Annotated in this window: 19 protein-coding genes; 11 read left to right on the top strand and 8 right to left on the bottom strand. The window is 69.7% G+C overall.

Going from position 1 to position 16,678, the window contains the following annotated elements:
• Nucleotides 1-20: 20 nt before the first annotated feature.
• Genes hisC through ACOZ35_RS05405 form a run of 3 tightly spaced genes read left to right on the top strand, consistent with a single transcriptional unit; the run spans nucleotide 21 to nucleotide 2,292 of the window.
• Entirely contained in the window at nucleotides 21-1,115 is a 1,095-nt protein-coding gene (hisC, locus tag ACOZ35_RS05415) for a histidinol-phosphate transaminase (protein WP_424015420.1), read from the top strand.
• The gene (locus ACOZ35_RS05410) at nucleotides 1,112-1,663 is read left to right on the top strand and encodes an adenylate kinase family protein (RefSeq protein WP_424015419.1); all 552 of its coding nucleotides are present in this window, start codon (nucleotides 1,112-1,114) and stop codon (nucleotides 1,661-1,663) included. The genes hisC and ACOZ35_RS05410 overlap by 4 nt, the downstream gene beginning before the upstream one ends.
• Before the next feature lie 26 nt (nucleotides 1,664-1,689).
• Nucleotides 1,690-2,292 (top strand): CDP-alcohol phosphatidyltransferase family protein, encoded by a 603-nt coding sequence (locus ACOZ35_RS05405; protein ID WP_424015418.1) that lies wholly within the window; start codon nucleotides 1,690-1,692, stop codon nucleotides 2,290-2,292.
• Between the two features lie 16 nt (nucleotides 2,293-2,308).
• On the opposite strand, the gene ACOZ35_RS05400 is transcribed toward ACOZ35_RS05405, so the two are convergent.
• The gene (locus ACOZ35_RS05400) at nucleotides 2,309-2,959 is read right to left on the bottom strand and encodes a hypothetical protein (RefSeq protein ID WP_424015417.1); all 651 of its coding nucleotides are present in this window, start codon (nucleotides 2,957-2,959) and stop codon (nucleotides 2,309-2,311) included.
• Between the two features lie 72 nt (nucleotides 2,960-3,031).
• A complete protein-coding gene (locus ACOZ35_RS05395; protein WP_424015416.1) occupies nucleotides 3,032-3,418 on the bottom strand; it encodes a hypothetical protein in 387 nt (128 codons plus the stop codon).
• A gap of 72 nt (nucleotides 3,419-3,490) precedes the next feature.
• Between ACOZ35_RS05395 and ACOZ35_RS05390 the strand changes: the two genes are divergently transcribed.
• The gene (locus tag ACOZ35_RS05390; protein WP_004595847.1) at nucleotides 3,491-3,727 is read left to right on the top strand and encodes a hypothetical protein; all 237 of its coding nucleotides are present in this window, start codon (nucleotides 3,491-3,493) and stop codon (nucleotides 3,725-3,727) included.
• A 36-nt stretch (nucleotides 3,728-3,763) separates the two neighbouring features.
• Here the strand turns inward: ACOZ35_RS05390 and ACOZ35_RS05385 are convergent, their stop codons facing one another.
• Together ACOZ35_RS05385 and ACOZ35_RS05380 are read right to left on the bottom strand one after the other, a co-directional pair.
• Nucleotides 3,764-4,948: an MFS transporter gene (locus tag ACOZ35_RS05385; protein ID WP_424015415.1), complete on the bottom strand. Its 1,185-nt coding sequence runs from the start codon at nucleotides 4,946-4,948 to the stop codon at nucleotides 3,764-3,766.
• Nucleotides 4,949-5,033: 85 nt separating this feature from the next.
• Nucleotides 5,034-6,221, bottom strand: coding sequence for a M24 family metallopeptidase (locus tag ACOZ35_RS05380; protein ID WP_424015414.1), 1,188 nt, complete (start codon nucleotides 6,219-6,221; stop codon nucleotides 5,034-5,036).
• 309 nt (nucleotides 6,222-6,530) lie between these two features.
• On the opposite strand from ACOZ35_RS05380, the gene ACOZ35_RS05375 reads away from it, so the two are divergent.
• The 3 genes from ACOZ35_RS05375 (at nucleotide 6,531) to ACOZ35_RS05365 (ending at nucleotide 10,473) form a co-directional block, all read left to right on the top strand.
• Nucleotides 6,531-7,508 carry a transcription initiation factor IIB gene (locus ACOZ35_RS05375; RefSeq protein WP_424015413.1) on the top strand — a complete coding sequence of 326 codons (978 nt, stop codon included), beginning with the start codon at nucleotides 6,531-6,533 and terminating at the stop codon, nucleotides 7,506-7,508.
• Between the two features lie 82 nt (nucleotides 7,509-7,590).
• Nucleotides 7,591-8,064 (top strand): NUDIX hydrolase, encoded by a 474-nt coding sequence (locus ACOZ35_RS05370; RefSeq protein ID WP_424015412.1) that lies wholly within the window; start codon nucleotides 7,591-7,593, stop codon nucleotides 8,062-8,064.
• Nucleotides 8,065-8,193: 129 nt separating this feature from the next.
• Nucleotides 8,194-10,473 carry a DUF7527 domain-containing protein gene (locus ACOZ35_RS05365; RefSeq protein ID WP_424015411.1) on the top strand — a complete coding sequence of 760 codons (2,280 nt, stop codon included), beginning with the start codon at nucleotides 8,194-8,196 and terminating at the stop codon, nucleotides 10,471-10,473.
• Between the two features lie 82 nt (nucleotides 10,474-10,555).
• On the opposite strand, the gene ACOZ35_RS05360 is transcribed toward ACOZ35_RS05365, so the two are convergent.
• Entirely contained in the window at nucleotides 10,556-10,861 is a 306-nt protein-coding gene (locus ACOZ35_RS05360) for a hypothetical protein (RefSeq protein WP_004595838.1), read from the bottom strand.
• A 293-nt stretch (nucleotides 10,862-11,154) separates the two neighbouring features.
• Here ACOZ35_RS05360 and ACOZ35_RS05355 point away from each other — a divergent pair, with 293 nt between their 5' ends.
• Entirely contained in the window at nucleotides 11,155-12,510 is a 1,356-nt protein-coding gene (locus ACOZ35_RS05355) for an adenylosuccinate synthase (RefSeq protein ID WP_424015410.1), read from the top strand.
• A gap of 86 nt (nucleotides 12,511-12,596) precedes the next feature.
• Nucleotides 12,597-13,412, top strand: coding sequence for a hypothetical protein (locus ACOZ35_RS05350; RefSeq protein WP_424015409.1), 816 nt, complete (start codon nucleotides 12,597-12,599; stop codon nucleotides 13,410-13,412).
• A 29-nt stretch (nucleotides 13,413-13,441) separates the two neighbouring features.
• On the opposite strand, the gene ACOZ35_RS05345 is transcribed toward ACOZ35_RS05350, so the two are convergent.
• The 3 genes from ACOZ35_RS05345 to ACOZ35_RS05335 all read right to left on the bottom strand — a co-directional run bounded on the left by ACOZ35_RS05345 (nucleotide 13,442) and on the right by ACOZ35_RS05335 (nucleotide 14,913).
• Entirely contained in the window at nucleotides 13,442-14,305 is an 864-nt protein-coding gene (locus tag ACOZ35_RS05345) for an aldo/keto reductase (protein ID WP_424015408.1), read from the bottom strand.
• Between the two features lie 76 nt (nucleotides 14,306-14,381).
• Nucleotides 14,382-14,645 (bottom strand): type II toxin-antitoxin system RelE family toxin, encoded by a 264-nt coding sequence (locus ACOZ35_RS05340; protein WP_424015407.1) that lies wholly within the window; start codon nucleotides 14,643-14,645, stop codon nucleotides 14,382-14,384.
• Complete coding sequence (locus ACOZ35_RS05335; RefSeq protein WP_050024136.1) at nucleotides 14,638-14,913, bottom strand: ribbon-helix-helix domain-containing protein; 276 nt, start codon at nucleotides 14,911-14,913, stop codon at nucleotides 14,638-14,640. The genes ACOZ35_RS05340 and ACOZ35_RS05335 overlap by 8 nt, the downstream gene beginning before the upstream one ends.
• 129 nt (nucleotides 14,914-15,042) lie before the next feature.
• Here ACOZ35_RS05335 and ACOZ35_RS05330 point away from each other — a divergent pair, with 129 nt between their 5' ends.
• Nucleotides 15,043-15,531, top strand: coding sequence for an Lrp/AsnC family transcriptional regulator (locus ACOZ35_RS05330; protein WP_424015406.1), 489 nt, complete (start codon nucleotides 15,043-15,045; stop codon nucleotides 15,529-15,531).
• Complete coding sequence (locus tag ACOZ35_RS05325) at nucleotides 15,528-16,667, top strand: pyridoxal phosphate-dependent aminotransferase (protein WP_424015405.1); 1,140 nt, start codon at nucleotides 15,528-15,530, stop codon at nucleotides 16,665-16,667. The genes ACOZ35_RS05330 and ACOZ35_RS05325 overlap by 4 nt, the downstream gene beginning before the upstream one ends.
• Nucleotides 16,668-16,678: the final 11 nt, after the last annotated feature.

Below are 16,678 nucleotides of genomic sequence, written 5' to 3'. Positions count from 1 at the left end.
GCGGCCCCCGAGTCCCGGGCATGCGACCACGGGATCTCTCCGATCACTCGCCGTACGTGCCCGGGCGAGGCGTCGAGGAGGTCGCCCGCGAGCGCGGGCTCGACCCCGACGACCTCATCAAGCTCTCCTCGAACGAGAACCCGCACGGCCCGAGCCCGGCGGCCGTCGAGGCGATCCGCGAGCACGCCGACCGGGTGAACCAGTACCCGAAGTCCTCGCACACGGACCTCACCGCGAAGATCGCCGCGAAGTGGGGCGTCGACGACGAACAGGTGTGGGTGTCGCCGGGCGCCGACGGCTCGATCGACTACCTCTCGCGGGCCGCGTTGGAGCCCGGCGACGAGGTCCTCGTGCCGAGCCCCGGCTTCGCCTACTACGCGATGTCGTCGCGGTACCACCACGGCGAGGTGACGGAGTACGAGCTCTCCGCGGCCGACGGCTTCGCGCAGGACGCGGAGACCGTCCTTGGCGCCTACGGCGGCGAGCGGATCGTCTACGTCACCTCGCCGCACAACCCCTCCGGCTCGACGATGCCCCTCGACGAAATCGAGGCGATCGCGGACGCGACCGCCGAGGAGACGCTCGTCGTCGTCGACGAGGCGTACGGCGAGTTCGCCGAGGTGGACAGCGCGATCCCGCTCGTCGACGAGCGCGACGACGTGGCGGTCCTCCGCACCTTCTCGAAGGCGTACGGCCTCGCGGGGCTCCGGATCGGCTACAGCGTCGTCCCCGAGGCGTGGGGCGAGGCGTACGCCCGCGTCAACACGCCGTTCGCGGCCAACGAGCTCGCCTGCCGCGCCGCGCTTGCCGCGCTCGACGACGACGAGCACGTCGAGCAGTCGGTCGAGACGGCCCGGTGGGCCCGCGAGTACATCGCGAGTGAACTCGACGCGCCCACCGTCGACTCCGCGGGCAACTTCGTCCTCGCCGCGGTCGGCGACGGCGAACGCGTCGCCGAGGCGGCTCAGGAGCGCGGCGTGATCATCCGCGACTGCACCTCGTTCGGGCTCCCGGAGCACGTCCGGATCTCGACGGGCACCCGCGAGGAGACCCGCGAGGCGGTCGACCTGCTCAACGAGACGCTGGCGGACCTCGAACTCGGTGTCAGCGCGTGAGCGACACCGAGACCTCCGATGAAAGCGACCGCGGCCGCGCAGACCGCGTCGCCGTCACGGGAACCCCCGGAACCGGCAAGTCGACCGCGACAGCGCTGCTTGAGGGCGAGTACGACGTGATCCACCTCAACGACCGGATCAAGTCGGACGACGAGCTCTGGACCGAGCGCGACGACGACCGCGACACGCTCGTCGCAGACCTCGACGCGGTCCGCGAGCACCTCGGCGACTGGAGCGGCGTCCTCGACTCGCATCTCGCGCACCGATTCGACGTCGACCGCGTGGTCGTGTTGCGCTGTCACCCGGAAACGATCGAATCGCGCTTGATCGAGCGCGGCGAGTCACCGGAGACCGCCGCCGAGAACGCCGAGAGCGAGGCGCTCGACGTGATCCTCTCGGAGGCGGTCGACGAGCACGGCGTCGAGAACGTCTACGAGGTCGACGCGACCGACCGCGACCCAGAGGCGGTCGCCGACGCGATCCGCGCGGCGATCGACGGCGAGCGCGAGCCGAGCGCCGGCACCGTGGACTTCATCGATTATATATGAGCCGGCCGCGAGCGTCGAGACGATAGATGACTCTCGACCAGTACCGCTCCGTCGCGGACCGCCTGCTCGGCCCGTGGGTGTCGGCGGCCGACAGGCTGGGCCTCTCGCCCGACCAGGTGAGCGTACTCGCGTTCCTCGTCGCCGTCGCGGCCGCCGGGGCCTTCGCCGCCGGGTCGAGTCCGCTCTACGCCGCCGGCGCCCTCCTCGTCCTCCTCAACGGCTGGCTCGACGTCGTCGACGGCGCCCTCGCGCGCCACCAGGGGGTCGCCTCCGACGGGGGCGACTTCCTCGACCACGTCCTCGACCGCTACGCCGACGTGGCGATCATCGCGGGGTTCACGGCCGGCGTCGAGGCGTACGCGCTCGGCTTCGCCGCCGTCACGGGCGTCCTCCTCACCTCCTACCTCGGAACGCAGATCCAGGCGGTCGGCATCGGGCGCGAGTACGGCGGGCTCCTCGGCCGGGCCGACCGGCTCGCGCTCGCCGGGATCGTCGGCGTCGCCGCCGCGGTCTACTCCGCGCCGATCATCGCCGGGCTGAACGTCGTCGGCCTCCTGCTCGCGCTGTTCGCCGTCGTCGGGCACCTCACCGCGGTCCAGCGGTTCCTCGGCGCTTGGCGCGACCTGTGATCGGCGGGGTCGCCCCTCAAAACGGCGCGTCCGTCGACCGAGTCCGTGCGGCCGGATCCCCCGTTTCCCCCATCGGACTCGCCCCGATTCCGACGCCCTCCTCCCCTTCGGCCTCCACGTCGCCTGTTTCGAGGTACGACTCCTCAAGCTCCGCGAGCCGGTCGTTCACTGCCTCGCTCTGGTTGTGCATCGGGGCCGCGCGGACCCGAACAAGGTCGTACTCGTGGCGCTCGGAGAGGCCGTTCCACGCGCGGAAGGCGCCGATGGTCAGCGTATGCGTCTGCGGGCAGAAGGGCGTGGTTGGCGTGAACTCCGCGCGGAGCACGCGGTCGACGTCGCCTTCGTTGATGGCGTCCCCGTCGACGTCAGCGGGGGCGACGGCGTCGGCGGCGTCGCCGCGCTCGACGGCGTACCGGAACCCGGCGTTCCCGTGGCGCGTGTCGAGGTTGAGCCGCGCGAGGTTGTAGTTGAACGTCATGTCGTACACCGTCCGCTCCTCAAAGCAGTCGCGGGTGAGCCGGTGGAACGCGAGGTGGTCCGCCCCCGTGAGGACGTCGTGGCCCTCGAGGAACCCGCCCGGCCGCGGGAGGTTGTCCGCGACGAACTCGTCGTAGCCGTCGAACAGGCCGTCGTCGTCGGAGCCGAAGGGAGACGGGAAACTGGGCATGTGCGTAACGTGGCGGCCCTCCGGGGTACTCCTGACCCCGTAGATGTTCGGGGCGTTGCCGGTGATCGGCTCTCAGCCGTTTTCGTCCGCCCCCGAACGGAGTTCCGCCGCCCGCGCGTGGACGCTGTCGACGGCGTCTCGGACGACCGACTCGTCGACGTCGAACGCCCGCGCGGCGTAGGTCACCGACAGCTGGACGGCGAGGTAGGTCATCCGAACCTCCTCGTCGGCGCTGACGATCGAGGGCGGGACGCCACGCCTGCCGGTCTGCTTCTCGTCGAAGCCGCCCGCAATCGCGTACAGGTCGGCGTACAGCCGTGCGGCTTGCGGGAGGTCGAACGACGCGATCCGGCGGTTCCGGTCCTCGAAGTGGTACACGTCGGGACGGTTTCGTTCCTCGTGAACGATCCGACTGCCGTCGTCGTACGCCTCGATCACCGTTTCTTGTGAGTCGGTCACTCGAACCAGCCTCTCCGAACGCGTCACGAAACGAGGGAACGATTTAAAAGCGTCCGGTCGGAACGAGGGGGTATGCCCACTTTCGAGCTGAACCTCTCGGACGACGTGTACGCGGAGTTTCAGCAGCTGGCGGACGAGGAGTTCGTCTCCGAGGAGCAGGCCGCGGAGGACCTCATCGCGTCCGGCATCGAGGCGTACAACGTGAGCGTCGTCGACGACGAGCCCCGCGACGAGATGCTCGACGGCGCCGAGAACAACATGTTCGACACCGCGGAGGATCCCGGAAGCATCGAAGACGACCGTCTCTGAAGCGCCGTACTCGGCCGCCTAACCACGTTTTCCCGCTCAGTACCCCAACCCGAGCAGCCGGTTCGCCGACAGCGTCGCCAGCCCGAGCGCCATCACGCAGGCGAGCAGCCCGAACGCGACCGCCCACCCCGCGGCGTCCGAGACGGCTCCGACGACGACGCTGCCGGAGGCGCCCGTCACCATGTACGCGGTCCGGACGAGTCCGAAGCCGGCGCCGCGCTCGGCGTCGGACAGCAGGTCCATAAACCGCGACTGGATCGGCGCCCCCCACGACATCGCGAGGCCGACGAGGCCGACGGCCGGTATCACGGCGAGGAGTCCCAAATCAAGCGTCGCGGCCGCGACGAGGGCCCCGTAGCCGACGACGCCGGCGCCCATCGTCACCATCGCGGTGGCGTCGCGGCCGATCCGGTCGGACACCGAGCCGGTCACCGGCTGGGTGCCGCCGTGGACGAGGAAGTAGGCCGAGAACAAAAGCGCCGACAGCGCGCTCGACAGACCGGTTCCGACCTCTAAGAACGTCGGGAGGAAGGAGGCGGTCGCCTGCCACGTGAACGCGCCCATCGTCGCCAGCGCGGTCGTGTAGAGGATCCGCGGCCGAGAGAGCAGCTCGGCGAGCGGGCCGACGGCGAACCGCTCGCCCATCGGCTGGTCGGGGCGCAGGGGTTCGGTCGGTCGGACCCGCCACGCGAACAGGGCGAAGACGGGAATCGCGACGGCCGCGCCGAGGAGGACGCCGGCGCGCCAGCCGTACCGCGACCCGACCAAGGCGGCGGCGGGCGGCGCGGCGAGGCCCGCGAGCGGCCCGCCGGCCACGTGGACGCCGATGGCGCGGCCGGTGTCGTCGAACTGCCGCGTGAGGAACGTCGTCGCGACCGAGTAGTGGAGCCCCGCACCGACGCCCAGCGCGGCCGCAAACAGCCCGAACGCGAGGATCGAGGGCGAGGCGGCGAGAAGCACCGACGCGACCGCGGTGGCGCCGACCGCGACGAGGATGACGCGGCGCTCGCCGTAGCGGTCGCCGAGGACGCCGGAGGGGAACTGCGCCAGCGCGTAGGTGAGCCACATCCCGCTGAGCGCGAGCCCGACGGTCCCGTTGGTGACGCCGAACTGCCTCGTGATCTCCGGGACGAGCGGGCTGACGACCAGCCGCGCCACCATCGTGCCGGTGAACGCGAGCGTACAGAGCGCGAGCGCCGTGTGTTCGTACCGCCAGTTCACGGTCGCCGTTCCCGGTACGGGTCAAAGCGGCTTCCGATCGCGGTCAGACGGGCCGGAGACTCGACCGGTCAGACGAGGGGGCGGTTCACTCAGCGACGAACCGAATCGGGTAGTCGGTGAGGTTCTCGTAGCCGTCCTCGGTGACGACGACGAGGTCCTCGATCCGGACGCCGCCGACCTCGGGGTCGTAGAGGCCGGGCTCGACGGTGATCACGTGGCCCGGCTCCAGCTCCTCGCCCCCGCTCGAGAGCCGCGGCGACTCGTGGACGTCGAGGCCGATCCCGTGGCCGGTCGAGTGGATGAACCCGGTCTCGGTCTCGGGGTCGGTCCGGAAGGTGGGCTCGCCCGCCTCCTCGTACACCTCGCAGGCTGCGGCGTGGACGTCCTCCCCGGTCGCGCCCGGCTCGACCGCGTCGAGCGCGGCCTCCAGCGCGCTCTCGGTGAGGTCGTACCACTCGCGGAGCGTCTCGTTCGGCTCGCCGACGCAGAACGTCCGCGTCATGTCGGCGTTGTACTTCGTCGCTTTCGAGCGCGGGAAGATGTCGACGATGATAGCCTCGTTCGCGCGGAGCGGGCCCGACCCGCGGTCGTGGGGGTCCGCGGCCTGCGCGCCGCCGGCGACGATCGTCTCGTCGAGCGCGCAGCCGTGGCGCAGCAGCGTCACCTCGATCTCCTCGGTCACGCGCTCGCTGGTGAGCGGCTCGCCCTCGCGGAGCAGGACGCCGGGCTCGACGTCGCCGTCCGCCGGAACGTCCTCTCCGGCCACGTCGGCGCCGGCGATCAGCTCCTCGGCGGCGCGCATGGCGGCCTCGTTCGCCGCCTGCGCCTCGCGAATCGCGTCGATCTCCTCGTCGGTCTTCACCGCCCGGACCGCCTGGAGCCGGTCGTCGGTGTCGACGGCGACGTCGACACCGCGCTCGCGGAGGGCGTCCGCGGTGCCGACCGGGCCGCGCGGCGGCATCGAGACGGACTCGACGCCCTTGTCGCGGACGAACGCGGCGTACATGTCGTTGCGCTCCTCGCGGCCGCCGTACTCGTAGTCGTAGTCGGCGTGGCGCTCCACGGTGTCGGCCGCCGCCTCGCTCGTCGCGCGACCGTACTCCAGCCCGCTGACGAGGAGGTGGACCTCGCCGTCGGCGTACAGCGTGAGGAACGGGTCGGGGCCGGTGAACCCGGAGAGATACAGCTGGTTGGCGTCCTCCTGCGAGGCGTCGAGTAGGTAGCCGTCCGTATCGAGGTCCGCGAGGCGGTCGTCGAGTCGCGCTCGGTTCATACCTCCTCTGTTCGGGCGACCGTCAAAGCGGTTGTCCTCGCGGAACCGCGAGGGGCCTCCGGAGCCCCGACCGCTCGCGAAACGCCTATATATCATACCTCGCTCGCCACCCGTCAGTCTCGCGCTCGTCGTCGTTGGACGCCGCCGCTCGACGATACCGAATTATACAGGGTTCTACACGCTGAATTCGGCCGTGTCTCGGCGACGCCAAGCACGCAAACATTTAAGTGCGTCGCTCACTTACCCGAAGGTGAGGAAAACACCGAGACCCGTCTCTCGGTTTCGTTGTTCCCTCCACGCACCAAACCAATGAGCGAGAACCTTCGAACGTACACGACCGAGAACGTCGACGACGAGAGCGAGACCGAGTCGGAGAACGAGGCAGAGGACCTACACTGCCCCGAATGCGGCGGCCAGCTCGCGACCGACACCGAACACGGCGAGACCGTCTGCGTCGACTGCGGCCTCGTCGTCGAGGAAGACGAGATCGACCGCGGGCCGGAGTGGCGCGCGTTCGACTCCAAGGAGAAGGACAGCAAGTCCCGGGTTGGGGCCCCGACGACGAACATGATGCACGACAAGGGGCTCTCGACGAACATCGGCTGGCAGGATAAAGACGCCTACGGCAAGTCACTGTCCAGCCGCCAGCGCGAGAAGATGCAGCGGCTGCGGACGTGGAACGAGCGGTTCCGCACACGCGACTCCAAGGAGCGCAACCTCAAGCAGGCACTCGGCGAGATCGACCGCATGGCCAGCGCGCTCGGCCTCCCGGACAACGTCCGCGAGACCGCGTCCGTCATCTACCGCCGCGCGCTCGACGAGGACCTGCTCCCCGGTCGCTCCATCGAGGGCGTCTCGACGGCATCGCTGTACGCCGCGGCCCGACAGGCGGGGACGCCGCGCAGCCTCGACGAGATCGCCGGCGTCTCCCGGGTCGAGAAGGACGAGATCGCGCGGACGTACCGCTACGTCGTCCGCGAGCTGAAGCTGGAGATCCAGCCCGCCGACCCCGAGAGCTACGTCCCGCGGTTCGCCTCCGACCTCGGCCTCTCCGACGAGGCCGAGCGCCGCGCCCGCAGCCTGCTCGACACGGCGAAGGACCAGGGGATCCACTCCGGGAAGTCGCCGGTCGGGCTCGCCGCCGCCGCCGTCTACGCCGCCTCCCTGCTCGTCAACGAGAAGGTGACCCAGAGCGAGGTCAGCGAGGTCGCGAACATCAGCGAGGTCACCATCCGGAACCGGTACCACGAGCTCCTCGAGGCCGAGGACTCGGTCGCGCTGAACTGACTCCCTTTTCCGGTCGGTCTCGGTCAGTCCCGACGTTCGCCCGAGCCGAAACCGCGAAGGCGGCGCGTTTCTACCCCGGATTATGGAGACGACTCGCCACTTCACGGCGACGACGTACATCGTCCACGACGGGGCGACCGCGCTTCACGACCACGAGCGGCTCGGAATCAAGCTCCCCCCCGGCGGCCACGTCGACCGCGACGAGCTCCCGCACGAGGCCGCGCGCCGCGAGGTCCGCGAGGAGACGGGGTTGACCCCGGAGCTCGTCGCGACGGAGTCACAGATTACGGGCCCGAACACCCGCGGGCTCCCGGAGCCGGCCCACCTCATGCTCCACGACATCAACGTCCACGAGGACGGGTCGGTGGGCCACCAGCACGTCGATCACCTCTACTACGCCCGCGTCGACTCCCGGGAGATCGCTCCCGACGGCGACGACGAGGTCGACCCGGCGCGCTGGCGCTGGTACACCTCGGCGGAGCTGGCGGCGAGCGACCTCCCGGACGACGTCGTCGACCTCGGTCGAGAAGCCATCGCCGCGGTCGCCGACGACTGACCGAATCGGTCGATCACGCCGACCGATCCGGGTCGCAGTCGAGCGGTTCGAACAGCCATTTGCGGCGTCAGACGGCCGTCTCACGCTCCGGAAGGTATTTGGGTCGGTGTTGGCGACGTAAACGCAAGGATGGACGCACAGCGACGGGAAGCGATCACCGAGTGGGACGACCGCTCGTTCTCCGACGGGTTCGCGGGGCTCCGGCGGATCGTCGACGACGGGTTCTCCGGCGCGGCGACCGACGGGACCGGGTGGATCTTCCTCGTCGACGGGCGCGTCGTCGGCGTCGTGGACGCGACGCTCGACGCCTTCGCCGACGCCTCTGGGACCGTCTACCGGGCCCCGGACGACGCGCTCCCCGTGCTCTTCGCGATGCAGGAGCTGGGCGGCGAGCCGCGGGCGAAGTACTACACCAACGACACACCCCTGCGTGAGGCGGACCAGAAGCTCTCGCAGGGCGGGTTCACCGGCTACATCGAACTGTCGGAGAACGTCCTCTCCGGCGACTACTACGTCGCGTACACCGGCGGCGAGTCGATGGCGGCAGCGTACGTCGGCAACGCGCGGCGGCTGGAGACGGGCGACGACGCGTTCGACCTCGCCGCCGACGAGGTCGGCATCTACACGGTGTACGAGGTCGACCTCGACGTCCGCCCGCTCCCAGACGGCGACGACGCGGACGACGCGAACGCTGCGGGAGCCGCGGGCGCCGTGGCCGACCCGACTGACACCGCCGATTCTGACGGCGCGAGCGACGCGGACGACGGATCGCCCGACGGGCTGGCGGACGACGGGAGAGACGGCGAGTCGGAGGCGGACGAAGACGACGATGAGGACCACGACGGTCCAGCGGGCGCCGTCGACCCCGCGCCGAGCGCAGGCCGAGACGGCGAACCGACCGCCGCGAGCCGAAGCGACGAATCGCCGGGCGTCGACGCGAGATCGGCCGCGGACAACCGCGACGAAGCCGAGAAGAGCGACGAGGCAGCGGGGACGGGCGGGTCGACGCCCGACGAGGTCCGGATCGGCGACACCGAGTCCGCCGGCCGAGACGCCGACGGTTCAGCTGAGACGGGCCGCGCGCGCGGGTCGCCGACAGAGTCCGAGGCGACGCCCGCTCCGGCGGCCGAAACCGGGGAATCGCCCGACCCAAACGCCGCCGACGCGCCGGACTCCGAGGACGTCTTCTCGGAGGAGGCCGAGTGGCGGGAACAGAAGTCGATCCCGGCGCTCGACCCGTCCGAGGCGGCCGGGGAGCCCCGGAGCGCCGAGGAGCGCCGCGCCGCGTCGTCGCAGCGCTCTCGCTCGGGCGACGACCGCGGTCGGGTCGAGCGGAGCGGGTCGAACGCGAACGGCGGGTCACCGTCGCCGCGCTCCACCGAGACGGCGTCGGGGCCGTCGGCGGTGTCGAAACGCGACGGGCGCGACGCGCAGGGCGGCGCCGACCCCGAGCGGCTCCGGAAGCTCGAGGCGGCCTTAGAGGAGACGGAGACGGAGCGACAGTCGCTCGCGGAGGAACGCGACCGGCTGGCGGCCGAGCGCGACGAGATCGAGTCGGAGCGCGACGAGCTGGCCGACGAGGTCGACCGGCTCGAATCCGAGGTCGACGAGCTACGGGAGGAGCGCGACAAGCTCCGGCGCGAGCTCTCGAACGCCAAGGAGCGGCTCCCCGACGCAGAGCGGACGCTCACGCCCGCGGAGGCGCGAAACGGGACGAACCTGTTCATCAGGTACGACTCGAAGGAGGGCGCGACGCTGGCGGACGCCCATGAGGGGAGCGCCGACCGCGAGGCGCTCCGCGAGAACCTCCGGGTCGAACACCACACGAGCTTCGAGACGGAGGGCCTCGCGGTGGACGGGCAGCCGTTCGCGGAGTTCTTAGAAGACACCATCGAGTACGGCTTCACCCGCTGGCTCGTCGAGGATCTCCCGTTCGAGGTCCGCGGCACCGGCAACGAGGGGACGCTCCGCGACCTCTACGACGCGCTCCCGGAGATCGACCGCGCCGAGATCGGCGGGACGGTGTCCGTCGAGCTCCGTGAGGGCGGCGAGGAGGTCCGCGAGCAGCGGTCGTTCGACCTCGTGTTGCGAGACCGGATGGGTCACCCGCTTTTCGTCGCCGACCTGAACGACAGCCGGGACCCGACTGCCGAGGGCACGCTGGAGTCGCTCGTCGGGAACGGGCGCGACATTGCCGAGTCGAACGAGACGTTCGCCGGCGCGTTCGCGGTGACGGAGAGTTTCTTCGAGCCGGGCGCCTTAGAGACCGCGAGCGACGCCGTCGGCGGCGGCCTGTTCAGCCGGTCCAAGCGAGCGAGCTTCGTGAAGCTCTCACGCAAGCAGGGATACCACCTGTGTCTCGTCGAGGCGCGCGATGGCGGGTTCCACATGACGGTCCCGGACCTGTAGCCGTCACGGGACCCTATCGGAGACGGTTACGCGGGGCGCAGAAACGCGGCAGTTACGTCACCGGTCGAAATCGAAATCCCGGTCAGTTCTCGAGTTCTGCGGCGTCGTCGATCCGCATGGAGCCGAGCTTCTCGACGGTCTCGTCGAGCTTCTCGTCGAGTTCGTCGACGAACTCGTGGGTCCGCTCCGTGGTGATCGCGCCCTGGCTGGACGGCTCGATGAGGTTCTCCTCCTCGAGGACGCGCAGCGAGTAGCGGACCTTGTGGTGCGGGTAGCCCGTCTCGTTCGACATCTTCACGATGCCGATCGGCTCGTTCTCGATGACCATCCGCAGGACTTGGAGGTGACGTTCCAGCATGTCTACCTCCTTCTCTAGTCGATCTATCATGGCACATGTTAACTCGTCATGCCCCTGTTTAAAAGTTGCTGTCGGCGGCCGGGGAGGCCACGTCAGATCGCACGCTTTGACGTGGGAGTAGTTAACGTGTTCGATCGCGGCACGGCAGACTGGTCGCACGCACGAGGGAGCGCGCGACGGGAGGCCTCGCGGGGCGACGCCGAGAGAATACACGAACGAGCGTATTCTCTGTGGTGGGCGTATTTTTTTGATCCACGTCTGTGTCGGTCTCGCGGTCACAGACCGTAATCGGTTTTACCCCCCGCCGGGAATCGGCATGTCGTATGACACTCACCATCGTCGGCTCCCAGCTCGGCGACGAGGGCAAGGGCGCGCTCGTCGACCGGTGGGGAGGGGACGCGGACGTCGTAGTCCGTTATCAGGGCGGCGACAACGCCGGCCACACCGTCGTCGAAGGCGGCGCGGAGTACAAGCTCTCTCTGGTTCCCAGCGGCGCGGTCCGGGGAACCGTCGGCATCCTCGGCAACGGCTGCGTCGTCAACCCGCGCACGCTGTTCACCGAGATAGACGACCTGCGAGAGCGGGGGCTCGACCCCGACGTGCGCGTCGCCCGCCGCGCGCACGTCATCATGCCGTACCACCGCGTGCTGGACGGGATCGAAGAGGAGGTCAAGGCCGACGACGACGCCGGCGACGAGGTCGGCACCACGGGGCGCGGCATCGGCCCGACCTACGAGGACAAGGCCGGCCGCCGCGGGATCCGGATCGCGGACCTGCTCGATCCCGATGCGCTCCGCGAGAAGCTCGAATACGCCGTGCCGCAGAAGCGCGCGCTCGTCGAGGACGTGTACGGCCTCGAAATCGAGGGGGATGACGACCGCGCCGAAGCCTTCGACGTCGACGCGCTCCACGAGGAGTTCGCCGCGATCGGCGAGCGCCTCGCCGACGAGGGGATGACCGTCAACTGCTCCGACTACCTCCACCGCCGCCACGCGGCGGGCGACGAGATACTCTTCGAGGGCGCACAGGGGACCCACATCGACGTCGACCACGGGAACTACCCGTTCGTCACCTCGTCGAACCCGACCGCCGGCGGCGCGGCGGTCGGCTCCGGGCTCGGCGTCACGACGGTCGGCGACGGCGAGGTCGTCGGCATCGTGAAGGCGTACCTCTCGCGGGTCGGCGAGGGGCCGCTCCCGACCGAGCTCGACGGCGACGCCGACGAGGAGGCGCTCGCCGACGAGATCCGCGAGAAGGGCGGCGAGTTCGGCACTGTGACGGGTCGCCCCCGCAGGATCGGCTGGCTCGACCTCCCGATGCTCCGCCACGCCGCGCGCGTCTCGGGCTTCACCGGCGTCGCGGTCAACCACGTCGACGTGCTCGCCGGGCTCGACGAGCTGAAGGTGTGTACGGGGTACGAGCTGAACGGTGAAGAGCTCGACACCGTCCCCACCACCACCGACCGGTGGGAGCGCTGCGAGCCGATCTACGAGACGCTCGACACGTGGGAGGAATTCGACTCGGCCGCGGTCGCCGAGGCGGGCTACGACGCCTTACCGGAGGCCGCACGCGAGTACTTGGAGTTCCTCGCCGACGAGATCGACACCCCGGTGTACGCGGTCGGCGTCGGCCCCGACCGCGAGGAGACGATCGAACTGACGAACCCGTTCGACGAGTAGCGTCGCCGCCGCGGGGCAAGTCCGGCACAGTGTGCGGGTATCGCGGACGACCGACGCTTTTGTGAGTCGAAGGCGATCCCCCAGACATGGCCGAGCCCTCCACCGGTCCGTCAGACGGCGCGCAGTCCGCTCCGGAACCGCTCGTCGAACGCACGTTCGCACACCTCTCGCGGTTGCTCCCGCTCGCGCTCGTCCCGCTCGCGACCGCGCTGTTGAACGGGAGCGACCTGCTGGCGGCGTCGCGGACGAACGGAATCTCGATCCGGGCGTCGTTCCCCGTCTACCGGTACGACCTCTGGAGCTTCATTGAGTCGCCGACCGGCGGCGGGCTCTCGGTCGCGCTCCCGTTCGGCACCGTGGAGTCGGTCGTGCTCTTCGTCCCGCTGCTCGGCGCCTACGTCGTCGTCTCGGGGGCGCTGAGCGCGGGGTACTTCGGCGCAATCGCCGAGGGGATCACGACCGGACAGTTCGACTTCGCCGCGGGCGTGCGCCGGTTCGGTGTCCGGATGATTCTCCTCGAAGCAATCGTTATCGTCGGGTTGGCGGCCGTCTTCCTCCCGCTGCTCGTCGTCCCGCCGCTGTTTGTGGCCGCGGTCCTCGTGGCGCTCGTGCTCTCGTACCTGTTTTTCCCGACGGTGTACGTCCTCGCCTTGGAGGACCGTGGCATCGAGTCCGCAGCCCGGCGGGCGCGCGAACTCACGGCCCGTCACCAGCCGCTTGGCTTCTTCCTCGCCGTCGCACTCGTCACGGCGCTCTGTTCGGTTCCGCTGAGCCTCCTGACGCACGCTGGGCCCGCGGGCGCCCTGCTCGCTGCGGTCGTCGCCGCGCCGCTGGGGCTCGCGTTCAACGTCGCGACCGCGCTGAAGGTCGCCGAGATGGCCGACGTGGAGACGGTCGAGTGAGCGCTCGACCGGGGTGAGCCGCCCGTTTCTTACTGCGGGTCGACGTCGTTCAGCGCGGCGCGGTCCTCGTCGGTAAGCGACAGGTCCGCGGCCGCGAGGTTGGACTCGAGGTGGTCGACGCTCGACGTGCCCGGAATCGGCAGCGTCACGTCGGAGTGGTCGAGAAGCCACGCGAGCGCGACCTGCCGCGTCGTCGCGTCCCGGCGCTCGGCGACCTTGTCGAGCGCGTCGGCTGACTCGTCGTCGCCGACCGCGTACATCGGTCCCCACGGGATGAAGCCGACGTCGTGGCGCTCGCAGGCGGCCAGCACGTCCTCGTCGTCGCGGTGGCCGACGTTGTAGCGGTTCTGGACGGTGGCGACGTCGACGATCTCCATGGCGGTCTCCAGCTGCTCGACGGTGACGTTCGAGAGGCCGACGTGGGCGATCTGCCCGGCGTCTTTCATCTCCGCGAACGCGTGGACCGACGCCTCGAAGTCGGTGTCGGGGTCCGGGCGGTGGTACTGGTAGAGGTCGATCGTGTCGGTGTCGAGCCGGTCGAGGCTACACAGCACCTGGTTCTTTAGGAAGTCGGGGTCGCCGTGGGGGAGCCAGTCGCCCTCGCGGTTGCGGAGTAGGCCCGCCTTCGAGGCGACGACGACGTCGTCGGGGTCGCCGAGCGCCTCGCCGATGAGTCTCTCTGAGACGCCCGGCCCGTAGGAGTCGGCGGTGTCGACGAAGTCGACGCCGAGGTCGACGGCCCGCTCGAGTACGTCCTTCGCCGCATCCTCGTCATCGGGGCGACCGATGATGTCCTCGCCCGTGATTCGCATCGCGCCGAAGCCGAGGCGGTTGACGGTCAGGTCGCCGCCGATGTCGAACGTCTCGCTCCCGCTGGTGGTGTTCGAAGCCATGGACGAGCATTCGCGTGCCACCCGGAAAGCCGTGGGGATGGCGGAAGGGGACGTGGCGGAGCGGGACGGAACGCGCTCAGGGAGGGAGGTGTCGGTCGTACACGTTCCGGCGGTGACCGACGGCCTCAACGCGGATGACGTCGGCGCCCCGATCCCACGCCACGATAGCGCGGTAGTCGCCGGCTCGCAGCTTGTAGTACGGGTACCCGGAGAGAGATTCCAATCGGTGCTCGGTCCACTCCGTCGCCTCGTCGACCTTGTTCAGGATCCGGTCGGCGGCCTGTGGATCGAGGGATTCGAGATGAGAAAGCGCCTGCTCGGTGTACTCGACCTCAGTCATCCAGACCCAGCCGTTCGCGGGCTTCCTCGGCCGACACCGTCTCGTCGCGTTCCGCCTGCTCCCGACTCTCCGCCAGGTCCGACAGCGTCTCCTCGGAGAGCGTCACCGACGGGTCCACCCAGTCGCGTAGCGCGTCGCGGATCGCCTCGGACTTGCTCGCGTACCCCCGTCGCTCCCACTCTTCGTCGATCCGGTCCAGCAGGGACTTCGGCACCCGAACGTTGATCTTCTCCATCCGATCGTCGCCGGCGTTCGCGTCGGTGCTCATATGCTGTGATACAAGTGTATCACTGAAAAGGATTCGGGGCGCGTGTGCGACGCCGGACTGTCGCGTCTCTGGCTCCGCCCGTGTTGCGTCCGTCGCTACTCATAAACCGCCCCCGCGTAATTTAGGGGCATGGACGCCAAGCGCGAGGTACTCGACGTGTTGGCGCGGAACGCCCGCGAGGACATCGACGACATCGCGGCCCAGACGGGCCTCGACGCGGACGCGGTAGCGGACGCGATCGACGCGCTGGAGGCGAAAAGCGTGGTTCACGGCTACCAGGCCGTCGTCGACTGGGACCGCGTCGACGAGGGGAAGATCCGCGCGGTCGTCGAGATCAACGTCGAACTCGACCGCGAGACGGGGTACGAGCAGGTCGCGGACCGGATCGCGAAGTTCCCCGCGGTCGACGCCTTACACCTCGTCTCCGGCGACTACGACTTCGCCGTCGAGGTGCTGGGCGAGAACATGCAGGACGTCTCCGAGTTCATCTCCGAGCAGGTCGCGCCCATGCCGGAGGTCACACAGACGGTGACCCACTACATCATGGAGACGTACAAGGACGGCGGGATTCGGTTCGAAGACGGCGACGACGACGACCGCCTCTCCGTGTCGCCATGAGACTGTCGGACCGCGCGCGCACCCTCCCCGAGTCCGGGATCCGGAAGTTCTTCGAGCTGGCGGAGGCGCGCGACGACGTCATCTCGCTCGGCGTCGGCGAGCCCGACTTCTCGGCGCCGTGGACCGCGCGAACCGCCGCGATCGACTCACTCGAACGTGGGAAGACCTCCTACACGTCGAACCGCGGGATGGCCGCACTCCGCGAGCGGATCGCCGACCACCACGAGCGCTACGACCAGTCGTACGACCCGGAGTCGGAGGTGCTCGTCACGACCGGCGCGAGCGAGGCGGTCGACCTCGCCTTCCGCGCCCTCGTCGATCCCGGTGACACCGTCGCGGTCCACGAGCCGACGTACATCTCCTACGGGCCGGGGATCGAGCTCGCGGGCGGCGAGCAGCTGACGGTTCCGACCCGCGCCGCGGACGACTTCGCGCTCACCCGCGAGTCGCTGGAGGCGGCCGGCGCGGCCGAGGCCGACCTGCTCGTGCTCTGTTACCCGAACAACCCCACGGGCGCGACGATGACCGACGAGGAGCTGGCCGAGGTCGCTACATTCTGTCGCGACAACGACCTCCGCGTGGTCGCCGATGAGATCTACGCCGCGCTCACTTACGGCGCCGACCACAACTCGATCGCCACCCAACCGGGGATGCGCGAGCGCACGGTCGTCGTCAACGGCTTCTCGAAGGCGTACGCGATGACCGGGCTCCGGCTCGGATACGCGCTGGGTCCCGCGGAGGCGATCGACGCGATGAACCGGATCCACCAGTACACGATGCTGTCGGCGCCGACGACCCCGCAGTACGCGGCCATCGAGGCGCTCGACCGCTGCGACGACGAGGTGACGGAGATGGTCGACGAGTACAACCGTCGCCGGCGACTGGTCGTCTCCCGGTTCAACGAGATGGCCCTCGACACGTTCGAGCCCGGCGGCGCGTTCTACGCGTTCCCCGAGTGCGGCGGCGACGACGAGGCGTTCGCTGAGGAGCTGCTGGAGGCGGAGGGGGTCGCGGTCGTCCCCGGCTCCGTCTTCGGCGAGGGCGGCGAGGGGCACCTCCGCGTCTCGTACGCGACCTCGATGCGCGAGCTGAAGGAGGCGACCGACCGGATCGCGGCGTTCGTGGAGGGTCGATGACCGAGTCCGTC

Source organism: Halorubrum xinjiangense (assembly GCF_049604745.1).
GTDB classification, from domain to species: Archaea; Halobacteriota; Halobacteria; order Halobacteriales; family Haloferacaceae; genus Halorubrum; species Halorubrum xinjiangense_A.
The sequence above is the reverse complement of the archived record's forward strand: the minus strand, read 5'-3'. Positions and strand labels throughout refer to the sequence as shown.